At 33.0% G+C, this 20253-nt stretch carries 18 protein-coding genes, 1 other RNA gene and 1 other annotated feature; of the genes, 18 read left to right on the top strand and 1 reads right to left on the bottom strand.

The window, feature by feature from the left end:
- The 14 genes from BMX60_RS12055 to BMX60_RS07290 all read left to right on the top strand — a co-directional run.
- On the top strand, positions 1-209 hold a 209-nt coding region (locus tag BMX60_RS12055; protein ID WP_177159686.1), incomplete at its 5' end, for a hypothetical protein.
- Positions 210-455: 246 nt separating this feature from the next.
- Positions 456-2816, top strand: a complete 2361-nt coding sequence (gene recJ / locus BMX60_RS07230; RefSeq protein ID WP_177159739.1) for a single-stranded-DNA-specific exonuclease RecJ — start codon at positions 456-458, stop codon at positions 2814-2816.
- Positions 2807-3319 carry an adenine phosphoribosyltransferase gene (locus BMX60_RS07235; protein WP_072906138.1) on the top strand — a complete coding sequence of 171 codons (513 nt, stop codon included), beginning with the start codon at positions 2807-2809 and terminating at the stop codon, positions 3317-3319. Before recJ ends, BMX60_RS07235 begins: the two co-directional genes overlap by 10 nt.
- Positions 3320-3349: 30 nt before the next feature.
- Positions 3350-5524 carry a RelA/SpoT family protein gene (locus tag BMX60_RS07240; RefSeq protein WP_091350774.1) on the top strand — a complete coding sequence of 725 codons (2175 nt, stop codon included), beginning with the start codon at positions 3350-3352 and terminating at the stop codon, positions 5522-5524.
- Positions 5521-5970, top strand: coding sequence for a D-aminoacyl-tRNA deacylase (gene dtd, locus BMX60_RS07245; protein WP_091350775.1), 450 nt, complete (start codon positions 5521-5523; stop codon positions 5968-5970). Before BMX60_RS07240 ends, dtd begins: the two co-directional genes overlap by 4 nt.
- Before the next feature lie 11 nt (positions 5971-5981).
- A complete protein-coding gene (locus tag BMX60_RS07250; RefSeq protein ID WP_091350777.1) occupies positions 5982-6602 on the top strand; it encodes an MBL fold metallo-hydrolase in 621 nt (206 codons plus the stop codon).
- Between the two features lie 55 nt (positions 6603-6657).
- Positions 6658-6837: a hypothetical protein gene (locus tag BMX60_RS07255; protein ID WP_091350779.1), complete on the top strand. Its 180-nt coding sequence runs from the start codon at positions 6658-6660 to the stop codon at positions 6835-6837.
- A 73-nt stretch (positions 6838-6910) separates the two neighbouring features.
- Positions 6911-8107 carry a sensor domain-containing diguanylate cyclase gene (locus BMX60_RS07260; protein ID WP_091350781.1) on the top strand — a complete coding sequence of 399 codons (1197 nt, stop codon included), beginning with the start codon at positions 6911-6913 and terminating at the stop codon, positions 8105-8107.
- 3 nt (positions 8108-8110) lie between these two features.
- Positions 8111-9514 carry a coproporphyrinogen dehydrogenase HemZ gene (hemZ, locus tag BMX60_RS07265; RefSeq protein WP_091350782.1) on the top strand — a complete coding sequence of 468 codons (1404 nt, stop codon included), beginning with the start codon at positions 8111-8113 and terminating at the stop codon, positions 9512-9514.
- 70 nt (positions 9515-9584) lie between these two features.
- Positions 9585-10736, top strand: a complete 1152-nt coding sequence (locus BMX60_RS07270) for a dicarboxylate/amino acid:cation symporter (protein WP_091350785.1) — start codon at positions 9585-9587, stop codon at positions 10734-10736.
- A 65-nt stretch (positions 10737-10801) separates the two neighbouring features.
- Positions 10802-11008 (top strand) — a binding site (T-box leader).
- A 53-nt stretch (positions 11009-11061) separates the two neighbouring features.
- Positions 11062-12807 (top strand): aspartate--tRNA ligase, encoded by a 1746-nt coding sequence (aspS, locus tag BMX60_RS07275; RefSeq protein ID WP_091350786.1) that lies wholly within the window; start codon positions 11062-11064, stop codon positions 12805-12807.
- A 145-nt stretch (positions 12808-12952) separates the two neighbouring features.
- A complete protein-coding gene (locus BMX60_RS07280; RefSeq protein ID WP_091350787.1) occupies positions 12953-14086 on the top strand; it encodes a glycerate kinase in 1134 nt (377 codons plus the stop codon).
- Positions 14087-14099: 13 nt separating this feature from the next.
- Positions 14100-15473, top strand: a complete 1374-nt coding sequence (locus BMX60_RS07285; RefSeq protein ID WP_091350789.1) for a GntP family permease — start codon at positions 14100-14102, stop codon at positions 15471-15473.
- A gap of 87 nt (positions 15474-15560) precedes the next feature.
- Positions 15561-16733, top strand: coding sequence for a CdaR family transcriptional regulator (locus BMX60_RS07290; protein WP_091350791.1), 1173 nt, complete (start codon positions 15561-15563; stop codon positions 16731-16733).
- 29 nt (positions 16734-16762) lie between these two features.
- Here BMX60_RS07290 and BMX60_RS07295 read toward each other — a convergent pair whose 3' ends face one another.
- The gene (locus BMX60_RS07295; protein ID WP_091350792.1) at positions 16763-17044 is read right to left on the bottom strand and encodes a hypothetical protein; all 282 of its coding nucleotides are present in this window, start codon (positions 17042-17044) and stop codon (positions 16763-16765) included.
- Between the two features lie 139 nt (positions 17045-17183).
- On the opposite strand from BMX60_RS07295, the gene ssrS reads away from it, so the two are divergent.
- The 4 genes from ssrS to BMX60_RS07315 all read left to right on the top strand — a co-directional run bounded on the left by ssrS (position 17184) and on the right by BMX60_RS07315 (position 20249).
- Positions 17184-17362: non-coding RNA, 6S RNA (gene ssrS, locus BMX60_RS07300), on the top strand.
- Between the two features lie 47 nt (positions 17363-17409).
- The gene (locus tag BMX60_RS07305; protein WP_091350794.1) at positions 17410-18165 is read left to right on the top strand and encodes a tRNA threonylcarbamoyladenosine dehydratase; all 756 of its coding nucleotides are present in this window, start codon (positions 17410-17412) and stop codon (positions 18163-18165) included.
- Between the two features lie 36 nt (positions 18166-18201).
- Positions 18202-18624, top strand: coding sequence for a SoxR reducing system RseC family protein (locus BMX60_RS07310; protein ID WP_242945734.1), 423 nt, complete (start codon positions 18202-18204; stop codon positions 18622-18624).
- A gap of 338 nt (positions 18625-18962) precedes the next feature.
- Complete coding sequence (locus BMX60_RS07315) at positions 18963-20249, top strand: replication-associated recombination protein A (protein ID WP_091350797.1); 1287 nt, start codon at positions 18963-18965, stop codon at positions 20247-20249.
- Positions 20250-20253: the final 4 nt, after the last annotated feature.

The raw sequence follows: 20253 nt of genomic DNA on the forward strand, positions 1-20253 counted from the left end.
CCTATAAATACAATGGTGGCGATATTTATGAGTTAGTATTAAAAAACAAGAAAAAAGAAAAAGTGAAGTTGCCTGAAAAGTATATAAAAGAAATTAGAAAAAATCTAAAAAAGAATATAACAGATATAAATGCTGATATCCCTGTAATAAAATATGGCAAAAGAAATGGTTCATATTTTGCTGTAAATGCCTTGAGATATGCTTGGTAGATGTTTATTTTAGAATAAATGAAATATGTTTATATACCGATAAAATCACATGTGATAAAAATCACAATCTATTAAGAAAGGTATTTTTTGAACTATTTTTGAAAGTAGTTAACAAACAGGGGGTAATCCATAAAATTTTTTCCTACAGTATATTGACACTATCAATCTTGTTTTTTTTGTTCAATAAATTAAGTTTATGATATATAATTTATGTGTAAGTATTTTTATTGGCGTGAGGAGAAAAAGATGTTAGAGAAAAAGTGGTTATGGAAAGAAGTGGATAAAAAGCAGGTTGAAGAGTTAGCTAATGAACATAATATCAGTCCCTTTATTGCGGAACTGTTAATTAAGCGGGGAATTGCTTCAGAAGATGTACCCGCCTTTTTAAACCCAAAACTAGAAGATCTATATTCACCCTTTAGATTAAAGGATATGGAAAAAGGGGTAGAAAGGATTAAAAGGGCTATAAAAAACAAAGAGAAAATACTAATTTTTGGTGATTATGATGTAGATGGAATAACAAGTACTGCAGTTTTATATTTTGGCTTAAAAGAGTTAGGTGGAGAAGTAAGTTATTATATCCCTAATCGGGAAGAAGGCTATGGCCTTAATAAAGAAGCTTTAGCTCAAGCTATATCCCAAGGTGTAAGTTTAGTAATTACAGTGGATTGCGGTATTACAGGATTAGAAGAAGTAATATTTTGTAACGAACAAGGGGTTAATTGTATCGTTACAGATCACCATTTACCTCCTGAAGTATTGCCTCCAGCCTTTGCTATCATCAATCCCAAACAAAAGGGATGTAACTATCCTTTCAAAGAATTAGCAGGGGTAGGATTAGCTTTTAAATTAATAACAGCCCTTTATCAAACCTTTAATAAGATAGGCTGGGAAAAGTATTTAGATTTGGTGGCTTTAGGCACAGTGGCAGATTTGGTCCCTTTATTAGGAGAAAATCGAACGATCGTCAGTTTAGGGCTTAAAAAGATGAATGAAGATTTGAGAATGCCTTTAAAAAAATTAGCATCAGTAGCAGGTGTAACCACCGAAATAGAAGCTTATCACTTAGGTTTTGTTTTCGGTCCGAGACTTAACGCTGCAGGTAGGTTAGAAAGTCCTAAAGAAGCTATCAATTTACTTTTAGCCCAAAATGAGGAACAGGCGTTGGAACTGGCTAAATTTTTAGATAAACAAAATAAAGAAAGGCAAGAGGTAGAACAGCGGATTTTAGAAGAATGTATTCAAATGGTAGATAAGTTAAACTTAGGGAAAACTAAAGTACTTGTCTTAGCCAATGAAGACTGGCATCATGGTGTCATTGGTATAGTTGCTTCTAGACTTGTGGAAAAATACCATAGACCAGTGATTCTCTTAGCTATAAAGGGTGAAGAAGCTAATGGTTCATGTCGAAGTATCGAAGGTTTTCATATCCACCAAGCTTTAACCTATTGTGAAGATTTATTAATAAAATACGGTGGTCATGCTATGGCAGCTGGGCTGACTATTAATAAAAAATATATTAATGAATTTAGAGAAAAAATAAACAGTTATGCAGTGGAGAATAATATAGATAATTATTTAGTTCCTAAATTATATATTGATGCAACCTTAGACCCAACTAATTTAGATTTAAAAATGATTGGTGAAATAAATAAACTTAAGCCTTTTGGTCAAGGAAATCCTCCCCCTGTATTTAGAATTCCTAATTTAAAAATTTGTAAGTTTTCTCTAATCAATGAATGTCATTTAAAAGTTGATTTTAAATTGGATCATATGTGGTTAAATACCATAGGGTTTAAAAAGGGAGATTTAATATCAAGGATTTATGGGAAAAAACACATAAGTGTTGCCGGCTATTTAGAAGAAAACAATTTTAATGGAAATACCTCTCTACAAATGAAATTTATTGATTTAAAAGATGAAAGTTTTCAAAGTCAGGAAAGGTTTATAGAAATTTTAGATTTTAGAAAGAGGTCATTAAAAGCATACTTTAAATTAGTCGAAAATCTAGGTAAGAAATATATTCTGTATACAAATGGATATTATAAAAATAAATTGGAAAAATTTTATTTAGAACAAAAAAATGTTATAATAAAAGAATACGGAGAAAAGATAGAAAAGGGTATTCCCGTTTTTTTACATCCACCCTTTAAACAAAGGGATTTTCTGCAAACAATTAGAGATTACGAGGAGTTAGGGGTAGAACAGATAATAATCGCTTTTAGGGAAGATAATGTACTTTTATTACCAGATAGAGATTTTTTAGTGGCCCTATATACAGCGATCAAAAAACTTAATAATGAAGGGAAACCAGCCGATATAAATAATATAAAAATTATCCTTAACGATAAATTTTCTGTTGACTATTTAATCCATAGAGGTTTAAATATATTTAGTGAATGTAATTTGATATATTTAAAAAAGGATTGTTGGTTCCTTTCAGATGTTCAAGAAAAGGTAGACTATCAAAAATCTACCACTTTCCAAAAATACTCCAAACAACAACAGCTTTTCTATAAATGGCACCAATTTGCTTTAAATTCTAGTTTAGAAGATCTCTTAGAAAACCAACAATTTATTATAGAGGAGGATAAAATATGGATTTAAAAAGTATGATTAGAGAAATACCGGATTTTCCTAAAGAAGGGATAGGTTTCAAAGATATAACTACCCTTCTTCAAGATGGAAAAGGATTTAAAGAAGCAATCAAAAGGATGGCTGACTATTGTAGAGATAAAAATATAGATATTGTAGTAGGGCCTGAAGCCCGAGGTTTTCTTATCGGAGCACCCCTTGCCTATGAATTAGGGGCTGGATTTGTCCCTGTTCGCAAACCAGGAAAATTGCCTGGGGAAACAGTAGAAATAACCTATGAATTAGAATATGGTACTGATAGTTTGCAAATACATAAAGATGCTATCAAACCAGGTCAAAGGGTGTTAGTTGCAGATGATCTATTGGCTACTGGGGGAACTGTTAAGGCGACTGTAGATTTAGTTAAAGAACTTGGAGGAGAAGTTGTAGCTATAGGTTTTTTGATTGAATTAACTTTCTTAAATGGCAGAGAAAAGCTTGAAGGAAATGAAATATTTTCACTTATTGAGTATTAATTCAAGTTTTAAAGTAAGTTGGTGAAAGATATGGAAAAGGTTATAACTGATATTCAAGTAATTAAAGATAAATTAAATGAAAAAGGTGTAAAAGGTGACTTATCCATCCTAGATAAAGCATACCTGTGGGCTAAAGAGGCTCACAAAGATCAACTTAGGGAGTCGGGAGACTCCTTTATTGTTCACCCTTTGGGAGTTGCTTATATTTTAGTGGAATTGGAAATGGATGTAGACGCCATTGCTGCATCTATTCTTCACGATGTAGTGGAAGATACCCATGTAACTTTAGAAGAAATTCAAAGGGAATTTGGAGAAAGTATTGCCCTTTTAGTGGATGGGGTTACTAAGCTTACTAGAATTGAATTTAAATCTAAAGAAGAGCAACAAGCGGAGAGTTTCCGAAAAATGTTTTTAGCAATGGCAAAAGATATCAGGGTAATAATAATTAAATTAGCAGATAGACTCCACAATATGCGGACATTGGTGTATTCACCACCAGATAAACAAAAGAGATTAGCAAAAGAGACCCTTGAAATTTATGCACCCTTAGCCCATCGTATGGGTATTTTTAAAATAAAGTGGGAATTAGAAGATTTGAGTTTTAGGTTTTTACAACCCCAAGAATATTACAGTTTAGCCCAACAGATTGCTCAAAAGAGGGACGAGCGGGAAAAATTTATCGGAGAAATTATTGAAATTTTAAAGGATAAAATATTAAGTGCTGGGATAAATGCAGATATCGATGGTAGACCTAAGCATTTGTATTCTATCTACCAAAAAATGAAAAATAAAGGTAAAGCATTAAATGAAATTTATGATTTAACTGCTATTAGAATTATTGTAGACTCTGTAAAGGAGTGTTATGGGGTATTAGGTATAATTCACAGCTTGTGGAAACCTATCCCTGGAAGGTTTAAAGATTATATAGCTATGCCTAAACCTAATATGTATCAATCCCTCCATACTACTGTTCTCTGCCCTAAAGGTAATCCTTTGGAAATTCAGATTAGAACTTGGGAAATGCATAAAACTGCAGAATATGGAGTTGCTGCCCATTGGCAGTACAAGGAAGGTAACTTAAATAAGCATCTAGGACAAAAGAGATCATGGTTTAAACAGTTTATGGAATGGCAAAAAGAACTGGACACCCATGAATATATGGAGTCTTTAAAGATTGACCTTTTTAATGAAGAGGTATTTGTTTTTACTCCTAAAGGGGATGTCATAGATTTACCCTATGGTGCAGTTCCTTTGGATTTTGCTTACCGTATTCATACCGATATTGGTCACAGGTTTGCCGGTGCTAAAGTCAACGGTTCAATAGTTCAATTGAATTATCCTTTAAAAACTGGAGATATTGTGGAAATTTTAACTAAACCTAATAAAGCACCTAGTAGAGATTGGCTAAAAATTGTTAAAACATCCCATGCTAAAAGTAAAATACGCTCATGGTTTAAAAAAGAACGGCAAGAAGAGAATATAGAAAGAGGTAAAGAGATTTTAGAGAAAGAGCTTAGAAAACTCCATTTTGATCCCGCTACAGTTTTGAAAGATGAATACTTAGAAAAAATAGCTAAAAGATATAATTATAGTACATCTAATGACCTTTACGCAGCTGTAGGTTTTGGTGGTTTTAGTGGAATGTCTATAGCAAAAAAAATAATAGAAGAATATAAAAAATCATTACCTGGAGCTGAAACTGATCATCTATCACAAATTAGCCTGTATAATAAACGTAAAAAAGATTCTTCCATCGGAGTTACTGTTAAAGGAATAGATAATTTGCTTATAAGATTTTCAAAGTGTTGTAAACCTGTCCCAGGAGATGAAATAGTAGGATACATTACGAGAGGAAGGGGTGTATCTATCCATCGGGCAGATTGCCCTAATATTACTATTGAGAACAGGGAAAGACTTATTGATGTAGAATGGAATGAAACGAAAAAACTAAACTATCCAGTAGAATTAAGTATCTATGCATGGGATAGACGGGGGATTTTACAAGAAGTAATGAATACAGTGGCTGAAGAAAAGGCTAATATAGTAGCGGTTTCCGGAAAGGGAAAAGAAGATGGAACTGCTACAATTAGATTAACTGTGGAAATTACCGATGTTTCCCATTTAGAAAAACTGATGAATAAATTAAAAAACGTTAAGTCTGTTATTAATGTAGTAAGACATGGAAAGAGGGGAGAATTTAAATGAGAGCTGTAATACAAAGGGTTTCTAGAGCATCTGTAACAGTAGATGGTGATAAAATTTCTGAAATAGGCAAAGGTTTTTTAGTTTTACTAGGAGTAGGACAAGATGATGGTGAAGGAGACATAAGTTATATTGTAGATAAGATTACAAACCTTAGGGTATTTGAAGATGAAAATGAAAAAATGAATTTATCTTTAAAAGATATTGGCGGGGAGTTATTAGTAGTTTCCCAGTTTACTTTATATGGAGATTGTCGGAAAGGGAGACGTCCTAGTTTTAGCTCTGCCGCTAATCCTGAAGAAGCAAATAGATTGTATTTGGAAGTTTGTGATAGATTAAGGACACAAGGTTTTGCTGTAAAACAAGGGAAGTTTGCAGCTATGATGGATGTGGAACTGGTAAACGATGGACCAGTAACTATATTGCTTGATAGTAAAAAGAATTTTTAAGGAGTGTTAAAATGTTAGAAATAAGAACATTGGTGGTAGGTCCTATTCAAAACAATTGTTATATAGTATCAGATCAAAATAAAAGGGCATTTATAGTTGATCCAGGGGGAGATGTTGAGGAAATTATTGAAGCTTGCAGTGGTTTAGATGTCTTGTACATTTTAAACACCCACGGCCATATAGATCATATTGGAGGAAATAAAGGGGTAAAAGAGGCTTTCCCTCAAGGTAAATTGGTGGTTCATAAAGATGATGAAAAAATGCTTTATGATCCAAACTTGAATTTATCAAGGTTAATGGGTGGTGCAGTAGTCTCCCCTAAAGCAGATTTAGTTGTTGAGGATAATGATACTTTACCCTTTGGTGACAAAGAAATTAAAATAATCCATGTTCCTGGCCATACCCCTGGAGGTATTCTTATTCAAATAGAAAACTTTATTTTTTCAGGTGATACGGTATTTGCTGGATCTATTGGTAGAACAGATTTACCCGGTGGGGATATGAAAACCCTTTTAAATTCAATTAAGTCTAAATTTTTAACTTTACCCGATTCTCATATTGTTTACCCTGGCCACGGTGAAGAAACTACAGTTAAAGAAGAACGGGAAAATAATCCATTTTTTCAGTTTTAAGAATAAAGAAAAACCCTTCCTGGAAAACTAATAAAGCTAAAAGGGAGGGTTTTTCATGAAAAAAGGTAAAACAAATCTATCAAAGGAATTAGAAAAAATTAAAATTTATGAAGATCATGGTGATATTTTTTACCATTTGCAAGATGCCCTGGAAAGAGGTTTAGATGATAAAGAATTGGCGTACAAATACAATTTATCAATCACTGATTTAGAAAAATTTAAAATTGATTTATAAAACTCCAATTTTGGGGTTTTTTTTGTTTAAAAATTTATTATAATATAATTAGTTAGTTGGAGGGGTGGGAAAATTGAAAAGATTTATCTTCGGAATCTTGTTGCAATCATTAGGACTTTATTTTTTACTTAAAAAAACAGATTTTTTTTCTGTAATAATAGCCTATGTATTTTTTACAACAATTTTTTTGTTTTACATAATTCATCTAAAAAATAAGGGGAAAATGGAGAAATATGAGGGGGATAGGCGAATACTAGAAAGTATTATTCAAATCAATGATAGTATTTTAAAAGTGCAAAACAAGGAACAACTTTATCAACTTATTTTACAAAAAGCTGTAGAAATTATACCAGATGCCCAAATGGGAAGTATATTGATTTTGAAAGAAAATGGTTTCTTAGAATTTGAAGGAACGGTAGGATTTTCCTTTAATAAAAATATAGATATAAAAATAAAGTTAGAAGATACTTTCTTATATAGAAAAAGTAAAGGTAACATCCAAAAACCTTGTATAATAGATGATGTTGAGTTATTTAATGAAGATATTATAGCTAGAGACTTAAAAGCGAAAGCTCAAGATACTGACTTTTTTATAACCCAATCTACTGTGAGTGCACCGATTATTATTAATGGAGTATTATATGGTATGATAAATGTAGATAACAGAAAAAAAGGTGCTTTTACAGAAAAAGATTTATTGCTCATGGAATATTTCGCTTCTCAAATTGGAACGGTTATTCAGCGACATCAGTTATTAGAAAAGATGAAATATTTATCCCAATATGATAGCTTGACAAATATCTATAACCGCAGTTATTTTGAACAAAGGCTTACTGAACTTTATAATAAAGTTGAAAGGGAAAAAGGTAATTTTAGTATTGTTCTTTTCGATCTTAATAATTTAAAAATAATTAATGATACCTATGGCCATGATATAGGTGATCGGTTAATTACCACCTTTGCTTGTGAAATGAAAAAGAGTTTAGATACTAGTAATACGTTGTTTGCCCGTTATGGTGGAGATGAATTTATAGCCCTATTCTTAAACCCAAAAGTAGAAGAAATTATTAATATCTTAAATAAAGTTAGTGATAAATTAGCGAAGGAAGGAATGGAAATAATTTCGCAAAAAATACCAGTGACCTTTAGTTATGGAATATCTACATATCCCTCTGATGCAAAGGATATTAAAAGTTTAATAACCGTTGCTGATACTAGGATGTACAAAGATAAAGAGAAAAAGAAAAGAAGGATAAAATTTGAGGTGTAAGGGATGAAAATTAATTGTAATATCTCACCGGAATTTATTAAATATATAGATGAGTTAATTCTATTATGCACTGAGCGGCATAACTTATTTTTTAATGACCCTAAAACAGAAAATTATGAAATAAATTTAGTGGTTAAAGTTAATAATGAAAAAGTCATTTGTGAAGGTGAATTTAGACAAAATCACTACTTTTATTGTGAGGAAAAGTCAGAATTAAAACTGATGTTAAAAAGGAGTATTTTTCAAGTACTCAGTAAAATTTTAGGAAGACCATTAAGCCCATGGGGAATTTTAACTGGAGTAAGACCTACTAAAGTAATTCAAGGTTTTATTGATGATGGTTTAACAGTTGAAGAAATAAAAATTGAACTTAAAAACAATTACTTAGTTTCTCCAGAAAAAATCGAGATTATGTTTAAAATAAGGGATGAACAAAAAAACTTACTGGGAAAACTACAAAATTCTTTGAATATCTATATTGGTATTCCCTTTTGTCCCTCAAGGTGTAGCTATTGTTCTTTTACATCTTATACTACAAATAAAAGTAAAGATCTTATAGAACCTTATCTGCAAGGATTATTAGAAGAAATCAATTTTTATGGGGATATTATTAAAGAAAAGGGCATGAATGTAGTAACTATTTACATTGGAGGGGGAACTCCTAGTATTCTTTCACCGAAACAAATTCAGATTTTGTTAGAAAGGGTAGAGAAAAGTTTCCCAGTAGATAAATTGTTAGAATATACCTTTGAAGGGGGAAGACCTGATACATTAACTGAAGAAAAATTAAAGATAATCAAAAGGTTTGGAGTAAATAGGCTAAGTATTAATCCACAAACAATGAATGACCAGACTTTAGAAATCATTGGCAGAACCCATACTAAAGAACAGTTTATTAGGGTATTTAACCAAGCAAAGGAGTTGGGCTTTAATTGGATAAATACCGATTTAATCATAGGGTTAGCCGATGAAGGATTTAAAGAGTTTAGAAAAACATTAGAAGACGTGATTACTTTAAATCCAGAAAATATAACTGTTCATTCTTTAGCTTTAAAGAGGGCAGCTATACAAAAGGGGAAATCCCCTTTAACTTTTAACGAAGCTAAAGAAATAATGGACTTTACTTATACTATAATGGGTGAAAGTGGATATACTCCTTATTATTTATACCGTCAAAAAGCCATGGCAGGTAACCAGGAAAATATAGGTTTTACTAAGACTGGATTTATTAGTCCTTACAATGTAGTAAGTATTGAAGAAATTGGCAATGTCTTGGCTCTAGGAAGTGGTGGGATATCTAAAGTGGTTAGAGACGGTGAAATTATAAGATTTTCTAACCCTAAAGATCCAAATCAGTACTTAGAAAAAATAAAGGCCCGTGATTTTAAGGAAGTATTTTTCAGATAAAGGGTTATTGACCATCCATTTCAAATTAAGTAAAATAAAGTTATAAAAAATAGAAAAGGATGGTGCTTAAGTGAAAAAGTTAGGTTTACTGCCCAAGTTGTTGTTAGGAATTGTTTTAGGTATTATCATCGGTTCTACAAAAATTACTTTTTTAACCAGAATCTTGGTAACTTTTAGTGGTATTTTTGGTAGTTTCTTAGGATTTATAATTCCTCTTATTATCATTGGTTTTGTATCACCAGGTATTGCAGAACTAGGGAAAAAAGCTGGTAAATTGTTGGGTATTACAGCTGGTCTAGCTTATGGTTCTACAATATTAGCAGGAATATTATCTTTTATTTCTGCTAGGACTATTTTGCCTTGGTTAATTACTAGCGGAACTGAATTAGCTTCAAATGGTTTAACTGTAGAAGGATATTTTCAAATTCAAATTCCTCCTATTATGGGAGTAATGACAGCATTAGTAACTGCCTTCTTATTAGGTCTAGGAATGGCTAGTATAGAAAGTAAAGTTATTTATAATTTTATGAAAGAATTTCAAAATATCATAAACAAGGTAATAACTAATATCATAATTCCATTTTTGCCAGTACACATCGCAGGTATATTTTCTAAAATGGCTTATACTGGCGAAGTTGTTAGTACTATATCAGTATTTGGTAAAGTTGTAGTTTTAGTATTGTTAACCCATTATGTATATATTTTCTTACAATATATTGCAGCAGGTTTATACACTGGTAGAAATCCATTCAAAAGTGTAAAAAGGATGCTACCTGCCTATTTAACTGCCATTGGTACTCAATCTTCAGCAGCTACTATACCTGTAACTGTTAGATCAACAAAAAATAATGATGTTGCCGATGAAGTTGCTGAATTTGTAATACCCCTTTGTGCAACTATCCACTTAGCCGGTAGTACAATAACTTTAGCTATTTGTGCTATAGCGGTAATGGCTTTAGATGGTGTTTGGTTATCTTTCTCCCAAGTTCTACCCTTTATTCTAATGTTAGGGGTTACGATGGTAGCAGCCCCTGGTGTGCCAGGTGGAGCAATTATGGCGGCATTAGGATTGTTACAAACTATGTTAGGCTTTACTGAAAGCCAATTAGCATTAATGATGGCAATCTATATTGCACAAGATAGTTTTGGTACAGCTGCTAATGTTACCGGTGATGGTGCCATTGCCCTAGTAATAAATAAAATTGCTAAAAAACAAAGATAACTAATTTTATAAAAACATTTCTTGACAATTAAATTTTTTTACTTTAAAATAATTTTAAAAAAACAGCTAAAGTGATGAAAGGGAAGAGTAAAAAGTTACTTGAGGTACAGAGAGAAGCCCCAAAGGTTGAAAGGGCTTTCCTACAAGGCTTTTGAAAGACAGCCCTGGAGTATTGCTAGCATTGGCGAAGCAGTCGGTGTAATACCGTTATCATTACCCAAAGGTGGCTATTTAGCAATTAGGGTGGCACCGCGGAAACAACCGTCCCTTGTTTTAAACAAGGGACTTTTTTGTTAAAAAAAAATAATGAAAGGAGTTACGAAAAATGGCAGAACGTACCCATTATTGCGGACATATCACAGAAACCTTGGTTGGTCAAACAGTGACAGTCAAAGGTTGGGTAGCAAAAAGAAGGGATTTAGGAGGATTAATTTTCTTTGATTTGCGGGATAGGGAAGGAATTGTTCAGTGTATTATCAATAATGATAACCAAAAGGCTTTCCAGATTGGTGATGAAATTCGAGGAGAATACGTAGTAGAAGTTACTGGAGAAGTAGTAAGGAGAAGTAATCCTAATCCTGACATTAAGACAGGAAATGTGGAAATTGTAGTAGAAGAAATTACTGTATTAAATACTTCTTTAACTCCCCCTTTCTATATTACAGATGAACATGAAGCAGATGCTAACCTAAGGCTTAAATACCGGTACTTAGATTTACGTAGACCTAAAATGCTAAAGAATCTAATGATTAGGAGTAAAACAACTAAAGTAGTAAGGGATTACTTAGATAGCCATGGGTTTGTAGATGTGGAAACACCAATCCTTTTCAAAAGTACCCCTGAAGGCGCAAGGGACTACATAGTGCCTAGCCGGGTAAATCCTGGAACCTTTTATGCCCTTCCCCAATCACCTCAGCTTTTAAAACAGTTGTTAATGGTTTCAGGTTTAGATAGGTATTACCAAATTGCCCGTTGTTTTAGGGATGAAGATCTTAGGGCAGATCGTCAACCAGAATTTACCCAAATAGATATTGAAGTTTCATTTATGGAAAGGGATACCTTTTTTTCAATAATAGAAGGACTAGTAAAGGAAGTATTTTCAAAAATTAAGGGGATTGAAATTCAAACACCCTTCAAACACATGGACTACAGTGAAGCTATGAATAAATATGGTAGTGATAAGCCTGATACAAGGTTTGGTATGGAAATCCATGATTTAAGTGATATTCTTCAAAATTCACAGTTTAAAGTATTTACCCAAACCCTCCAATCTGGGGGTACAGTAAGGGCAATTAAAGCTGAAGGAGAATTCAGCCGTAAAGAAATAGACGGATTTACTGAATTTGTTAAGAAATATGGTGCTAAAGGTTTAGCTTGGATTTCCCTTAAGGGTGGAGAAATTAAGTCTCCTATAGCTAAGTTTTTATCTGAAGGGGAATTGAAAGGGATATTAGATACTTTCAACAATCAAGATGGAACTATTTTAATAGTTGCAGATAATGTGAAAACTGCCCTACAGTCCCTTGGAGCGTTAAGACTTCATATTGCTAAGAAATTAGATATAATTGATAAAAACAAACTAAACTTTTTATGGATAGTGAATTTCCCCTTATTAGAATATGATGAAGAAGAAAAGAGATATATAGCTGCCCATCATCCCTTTACTTCACCAATTTTAGAAGACTTACCTCTATTAGATACTAACCCAGAAAAAGTTAGGGCAAATGCTTATGACTTAGTATTGAATGGTGTGGAACTAGCAGGGGGTAGTGTGAGGATACATCAAGGAGATGTACAACAAAAAGTCTTTAAAGCTATTGGTTTAACAGAAGAAATGGCAAAAGAAAAATTCGGCTTTTTATTAGAGGGATTAAGCTATGGAGCACCGCCCCATTGTGGTATAGCCTTTGGTTTAGACCGATTAGTGATGGAAATGGTAGATACTGAAAATATTAGAGATGTAATAGCATTTCCTAAAACTACTTCTGCTTCAGATTTGATGACAGATGCTCCATCTCCAGTTGACCCTAAACAATTAGAAGAATTAAAAATTAGTTTAAAATTAGACTAACAAAATTTATAATCCCCTGGGAAAACCGGGGGATTTATCTATGCATTTTGCTTTAAAATATTATTGTAATTTGTGCAAATTGCATATTGGAAAAAGGGGGGAATATTAATTATAATTGTATAAAAAGACATGCGAGGTGAGTATTTTGAAAATTTTAGTCGCTCCTGATTCATTTAAAGGGAGTTTATCTGCAATAGATGTATGTCGAGCTATCGAAGAAGGGATAAAGTCCCTTTGTCCAGATATAGAAGTTATAACTCTTCCTGTAGCCGATGGTGGGGAAGGAACATTAGAAGCAATGTCTTTTGCTACATCAGGAGAATTGGTTAAAGTATTTTGTACTAATCCTGTAGGAGAAAAAATTGAAAGTTACTATACAATAACTGGAGATGGGAAAACAGCAATAATTGAAATGGCTAAAGCTGCAGGACTTTACCTTATCCCCCAAGAAAAAAGAAATCCTTACTATACTACTACCTTTGGGGTAGGGGAGATAATATTAGATGCTTTAGATAAAGGGTGTCGAAATTTTATTGTTGGAATTGGTGGTAGTGCCACCAATGATGGTGGAGTTGGTATGTTACAAGCTTTAGGATTTAAATTTTTAGATTTAAATGGAAATGAAATACCCTGGGGAGGACTGGCTCTAAAGGATTTAGCCAAAATAGATATTTCAACGGGAGACTCTAGATTAAAAGAATGTACTTTTAAAGTAGCATGTGATGTTGATAATACCCTATGTGGAGAAAAAGGCGCTTCCTATGTATTTGGACCGCAAAAAGGGGCAACCTTTGAAATGGTAAAAGTTTTAGATACCAATTTACTTCATTATGCACAAATAATAGAAAGGGATTTAGGGAAAAGGGTTTTAGAAATTAAAGGAGGAGGAGCAGCAGGAGGAATTGGCACTGCTTTTACTGCTTTTTTAAATGCAGAGTTAGTTTCAGGGGTTGAACTTATTTTAGATAGCTTAAACTTTTCCCAAAAACTTGAAGGTGTAGATTTAGTTATAACAGGAGAAGGGCAAATAGACCAACAAACTGCTTATGGGAAAGTGCCTATGGGGGTAGCTAAAAGGGCTAAAGCTGCTAATATTCCGGTGGTAGCTTTAGTGGGTTCAATCAATGGGGATATTACCAAACTGTACCGGTTAGGTTTAAGTGCAATATTTAGTGTTGTAAATAAGCCCATGACCTTAGAAGAGGCCATGGATAATGCATATAACTTAGTAAAAGAAACGGCACGGAGTGTGATGGGTTTATTTAGTATAAAAAAATAAGGGAGGTAATATCTTGTTAGAAGGCCCAATTTTATTAGGAGTTTTGCTTTTAGGTATTTTATTTATTGTATTTACGACATCAAAATTTAAGCTTCATCCTTTTCTTGCCCTCATATTTGCTGCGTATTTAATTGCTTTTTCTGTTAAAATGCCTTTAAATCAAATTGGTGCAACAATTAATGCCGGATTTGGAGGAACATTGACAGGAATCGGTATCGTTATCATAGCGGGAACAATCATTGGTACAATATTAGAAAAGTCAGGGGCAGCAATTACTATGGCAGAAACTATTTTAAAGTATGTTGGAAAAAAGAGACCTGCATTGGCTATGAACTTAATTGGTTTTATTGTATCAATACCAGTATTTTGTGATTCAGGTTATGTAATATTATCATCTTTAAATAAAAGTTTAGCTAAAAGAACAAAAAACTCTTTAGTGGTAATGAGTGTAGCATTGGCTACAGGGCTTTTTGCTACCCATACTTTAGTACCACCAACCCCAGGACCCATTGCTGCTGCAGAACAGTTGGGCATAGTGGATAATTTATTAATAGTAATTTTATTTGGTCTATTGTGTGCAATTCCAGCGACTTTAGCAGGCTATTTTTATGCAGTGAAGTTTTGTAATAAATATAAAATAGCTAATGAAGAATCTGAAATTGATCAAAGTGAAAGTTTAGAAGTAGCTGCCACAATAGAACATTCTTTTGAAAAATTACCTAGCCCTTTATTAGCTTTTTCACCAATTGTATTACCAATAATCCTTCTTACATTAGGAAGTATAGCTAACTTGCCTATGGCTCCATTTGGAGAAGGTACTTTAAAAACTATATTAGCATTTCTAGGTGTACCAGTTAATGCTTTGATTATTGGTGTCTTATCATCATTTGCCTTATTACCAAATTTTAAAGAGGAAACTTTAACAGGTTGGATAGGTGAAGGAGTAAAAGGGGCAGCAGTAATAATTATGATAACAGGAGCTGGTGGTGCTTTAGGTCAAGTTTTACGGGCAACACCTATAACAGCTTATTTAGGAGAAACTTTATCTAATCTTAATATAGGAATTTTTGTTCCTTTTATTATCGCAGCAGCATTAAAGACAGCTCAAGGTTCTTCTACTGTTGCTTTAGTTACCACTGCTGCTATTATAGCCCCAATTATTGAACCACTGGGTTTAACAACTACTATAGCAAAGGCTCTAACTGTTATGTCCATTGGTGCCGGTGCAATGACTGTATCCCATGCAAATGATAGTTATTTCTGGGTAGTTGCTCAATTTAGTGGTATGGATGTTAAAACAGCTTATAAAACTCAAACGGTAGCCACCTTATTACAAGGGTTAGTTACAATTTCTGTGGTTTGGGTATTATCTTTAATATTAATCTAATATTAAACAAGGGGAGAGGGTCACTCTCCCTTTGTTTTTATGATATAATTTTAAACATAGCAAATAAATTAAAAGGAGTTTTTCCCTATGTTAACTAGATATAATGCCCAGAAAATAGTCGATAAAACTTTAAAGATTTTTGGCAGCAATATCAATATTATTGATTGTAATGGAATAATCTTAGCTTCTGGAGATCCTGCTAGAGTAAATACTTTTCATGAAGGTGCTTTTATCGCTGTTAAAGAAAATAGAGTTGTGGAAATCGATGAAAGAGAATCCTCAAAATTTAAAGGGGCTAGATGGGGAGTAAACTATCCCATCTATTATCGGGGAAAAGTTCAAGGAGTAGTGGGAATAACAGGGGATCCTAACGAAGTTAGGAAACTAGCGGTAATTTTGAAAGAAATGGTTGAGTTGATTTTAAGTGAAATAGAATTTATGAATATAAAATCCCTAGAGTCTAAGGTAGAAGTTGCTTACCTTAAAGAACTACTTTCTAAAAAAGAAATAACCCCGGAATTTGCAGAAAGGGGTAAGCTTTTAGGAATTGATCTGGAATTACCAAGGGTATGTTTGATTATAGAAATACTAGATTTCAAAAAGATAATAAAAAGATATAGTGATAAATACAAAGATACCTACGAAAGGGAATTGGCTTTACAAACCTTTAAAAATGATTTTGAAGAATATATAAGAAAATATTGTGGTATTAAAGACAAAGTTTTTCATCTAGAAGAAGATGTTTTTATAGTACTTAAAGAATATCATGGCAGCTTTTCAATAATAAATAAATTCGTGGAGATGATTACAGAAAAATTAGAAAGGGAATTTTCAACAAAGACTTTGATTGCCATAGGAGAACCTGTAGAAACATCAAGGGATATAGCTTTTTCCTACAGGACTGCTAAAACGACTATGAAAATACTAAGTAAAATGAAAAATAACTCAAACTACCTTTTTGCAACAGATTATAAGATCCACAGTCTAGTTATAAATAATTTAGATACTATAAGAACTAAGTTAAAATATCAGCTAGAAGTTATTGCAAGTATAAAGAACTGGGATAAACTAAGAATTACATTAGAAAAGTACATCCAAAATAATATGAATATCTTAAAGACTTCAAAAGATTTAGGTATCCATAGAAATACTGTATTAATCCGGTTAGAAAAAATTAAAGAAAGTCTTAGCTTAGATCCTTTTAATTTAGAGGATTGTTTTATCTTAAAACTGCTACTAATACTTGAAGATTTTAACTAGCCCGAAGTTAGGCTAGTTTTTTATGTAAATTAAACGAAATTAGTATTGATTTTTTTAATTAAATCATGGACAATATTTGAACCCCTAGAAATAATTAAACCTGTTATAAAAAAGTCTAAAGCAGGAATACTAATTTTAATATCTAAAGCAGAAAAAACCCCGGTAGAAGTAGCAAAACTAATGATCACTCCTAAGACCATAGATACAAATTGGGTTTTCGAATCTTTAATTATAGGAAAAGATGTTTTAATTATTTCAGTTGTAATTTCTACTAATAGGGATAATACTAATACTGTAGTAATAGTACTCATTTATTCCACCACCTTTAATATTACTGTTAAATATTATTTTAAAAGAAAAAAAATATGATAAAAATTTTGAACAAATATTCAGTAAAAAACCTTAATTTATCCATGGATAAAAGTTTAAGTTTATGATAAAATATTAGTGAAAACCCTGCTGTGTTCGAAAAAACTCCTAGTTTTGAGCCAACACCATTTAAATGGGACTGATGCTCCTTTTATGGCATATAAGCCCCCACCGAGGGGACATATAAAGTAAAAGGGCGAAGACCCACCTGCTGGAGAGCAGGTTCAAAACAGGGGTTGAAACGGCACGGCGGGGAAAAAAATATCCCCCACTGGGGGTTATACTTTTTTAAGAAAGGGAAGAAAGAATGAAGCAGCATAGATTTTCTAGAACTGAGATGTTAATAGGTACAGAGAATTTAAATAAACTAAAAGAAAGTAAAATATTAGTTTTTGGTGTAGGTGGTGTAGGCTCTTATGCTGTAGAAGCCTTAGCTAGAGCTGGGGTAGGAAAACTAAGGTTGGTGGATTTTGATGATGTTTGTCTAACTAATTGTAACAGACAAATCCATGCATTAAAGAATACCATCGGTAAAGTGAAGGCAGAGGTCATGGGAGAAAGGGTAAAACTAATTAACCCTGAATGTGAAGTAGAAGTAGTAAAAGAATTTTATACCCCAGAAAATGGAGACGAATTATTGGAAGGGGATTTTCATTATGTTATAGATGCTATTGATACTGTCTCTGCTAAACTTCACCTAATTGAAACTTGTGTTAAAAATAATATTCCTATAATTTCAGCAATGGGTGCAGGGAACAAACTTTTCCCAGAGATGTTAGAAATTGCCGATATATCCCAAACTACTATTTGTCCCCTAGCTAGAGTAGTTAGAAGAGAACTGAAAAAAAGGGGGATTAGTAAGGGAGTGGAAGTTGTTTACTCAAAAGAAGTTCCCAGAAAACCCATAGCTTATGCTGATTGTAAAAATAACTGTATTTGTCCTGGAGGGGATGGACACTGTACTAAAAAAAGGCAAATTCCAGGAAGTATATCATATGTTCCATCAGTAGCTGGTTTACTTATGGCAGGTCGGGTAATTAACCGAATAATTGGAGTGATTTAATTCTTTAAATGGAAAGGAGAGTTAATTTTGAAGCAAGTGGGCAGAATCATAAAAGTAGATGGGGAAATGGCGGAAGTTTTAATTAAAAGACATACAGCTTGTGAAAAATGTGGTGGTTGCAACTTAGGGACCGATAAGGGCAATACAATTAGAGCTAAAAATTCTATCAAAGCCCAAGTTGGAGATAAAGTTTATATAAATATGGAAAATATAGGAGTTTTAAAGGCAGCTGCAATCATGTATATCTTACCTTTAGTGGCAATGATAATAGGTTTTATGTTTTTTTACTATGGTGCTGAAATTTTTGGAAATGTTGATTCAAGGGAAGTCTGGGGCATATTATTTGGTTTCGCTTTTTTAATAGGTTCATTTTTGGTTATCCGAAAATTTGAACCCAAATTTGCCCAAAACGCCCTTTATCATCCTGAAATTACCGGTTTTGCATTAGATGATGAGTAACTCCCTATGGAGTTACTTCAGACTGAAGACAAACTATAGACAAAGTCACCATCAGCTGTGGTAATTAAACAAAGATACGATTAAGTCGAGGAGGTAGATTTAAGAGCTGATTAGATAAAAGGAAGAAGGGGTGAGGAACAGGACGTTCCAAAAGCTCAATTGAGCCATGGACGGCGAATTAGAGCGGTACCCTTCTTCCTTTTAGATAGAAGCCTTAAATCTCGACGGAGACTTTGTTAGAATGTTTAATTACTACAGCCTTTAAAAAATGACTTTGTCTACAAACTGGAGTAACTCCCTATGGAGCTACTTCTTCTTTGAACTAAGGGAGTGGTAAAATGGATCTTTTTAGTACTGTTAATAAAGATAAAAATCAACCTTTAGCAGCAAGATTTAGGCCAAAAACTTTAGATGACTTCATAGGTCAAAAACACATTGTAGGGGAAGGGAGTTTACTCCGAAGGGCCATTTTAGCAGATAGGATCTCTTCGATGATTTTTTATGGTCCTCCTGGAACAGGAAAAACTACACTAGCCAATATTATCGCAAATACTACTAAATGTCAGTTTGAAAAAATAAATGCAGTTACTTCAGGAGTTGGGGATATAAGAAATATTATTGAAAAGGCTAAAGACTTAAAGAACATGTACGGTAATAAAACAATACTTTTTATAGATGAAATCCATAGATTTAATAAAAGCCAACAAGACGCATTATTGCCGGCTGTGGAAGATGGGATAATAATTTTAATAGGTGCTACAACTGAAAACCCCTATTTTGAAGTGAACTCTGCTTTGATTTCCCGTTGCACTATATTTCAACTATATCCCCTTGAGGATTCGGAATTACAAGAATTAATCGAAAAGGTTTTGCGGGATAAAGAAGGAGGGCTAGGGAATTTAAATATTGAATTAGATGAAGAGGGGAAAAAACATCTAGTTTTTGTTTCTGGAGGAGATGCTAGAGTATTACTTAATGGTTTAGAACTTGCAGTACTGACAACTCCACCTAATGAAAATGGTAAAATTAAAATTACTTTAAAAGAAATTGAACAATCTGTACAGAAAAAAGGTTTTGTTTATGATAAAAACGGGGACAACCATTATGATACTATTTCTGCTCTAATTAAATCTATTAGAGGATCTGATCCCGATGCAGCCCTTTATTGGTTAGCAAGATTAATAGAAAGCGGAGAAGATCCTAAGTTTATAGGGAGAAGATTAATTATTTCTGCTTCGGAAGATATCGGCAACGCTGATCCCCATGCATTAAATATTGCGGTATCCACTTTTCATGGAGTGAACTTCGTAGGAATGCCGGAAGGGCGAATTATTTTAGCCCAATGTGTTACTTATTTAGCTACAGCCCCAAAGAGTAATGCTAGCTATATAGGAATAAATGAAGCTCTAAAGGATGTTAAAACAAAAAGATTTAACGGAGTTCCAAACCATTTAAAAGATGCCAGTTATTACAAATACCCCCATTCATATCCTGGTAACTATGTATTTCAACAATATTTGCCACAAGGCCTTGAAAATCAACGATATTATAAACCTACTGAAAATGGCTATGAAGGAAAAATTAAGGAATATATAAAAAAAACAAAAGGTCTGTGGGAATATTAAAGTT

Origin of the sequence: Anaerobranca gottschalkii DSM 13577 (assembly GCF_900111575.1) — a bacterium.
Classification (GTDB): Bacteria; Bacillota; Proteinivoracia; order Proteinivoracales; family Proteinivoracaceae; genus Anaerobranca; species Anaerobranca gottschalkii.

Coding starts and splice junctions, on each gene's coding strand:
- BMX60_RS07235 (WP_072906138.1), top strand. CDS start 2,807: ATGGATTTAAAAAGTATGATTAGAGAAATACCGGATTTTCCTAAAGAA.
- BMX60_RS07295 (WP_091350792.1), bottom strand. CDS start 17,044: ATGAGTACTATTACTACAGTATTAGTATTATCCCTATTAGTAGAAATT.
- BMX60_RS07255 (WP_091350779.1), top strand. CDS start 6,658: ATGAAAAAAGGTAAAACAAATCTATCAAAGGAATTAGAAAAAATTAAA.
- BMX60_RS07250 (WP_091350777.1), top strand. CDS start 5,982: ATGTTAGAAATAAGAACATTGGTGGTAGGTCCTATTCAAAACAATTGT.
- recJ (WP_177159739.1), top strand. CDS start 456: ATGTTAGAGAAAAAGTGGTTATGGAAAGAAGTGGATAAAAAGCAGGTT.
- BMX60_RS07290 (WP_091350791.1), top strand. CDS start 15,561: ATGTTAACTAGATATAATGCCCAGAAAATAGTCGATAAAACTTTAAAG.
- dtd (WP_091350775.1), top strand. CDS start 5,521: ATGAGAGCTGTAATACAAAGGGTTTCTAGAGCATCTGTAACAGTAGAT.
- BMX60_RS07305 (WP_091350794.1), top strand. CDS start 17,410: ATGAAGCAGCATAGATTTTCTAGAACTGAGATGTTAATAGGTACAGAG.
- BMX60_RS07315 (WP_091350797.1), top strand. CDS start 18,963: ATGGATCTTTTTAGTACTGTTAATAAAGATAAAAATCAACCTTTAGCA.
- aspS (WP_091350786.1), top strand. CDS start 11,062: ATGGCAGAACGTACCCATTATTGCGGACATATCACAGAAACCTTGGTT.
- BMX60_RS07240 (WP_091350774.1), top strand. CDS start 3,350: ATGGAAAAGGTTATAACTGATATTCAAGTAATTAAAGATAAATTAAAT.
- hemZ (WP_091350782.1), top strand. CDS start 8,111: ATGAAAATTAATTGTAATATCTCACCGGAATTTATTAAATATATAGAT.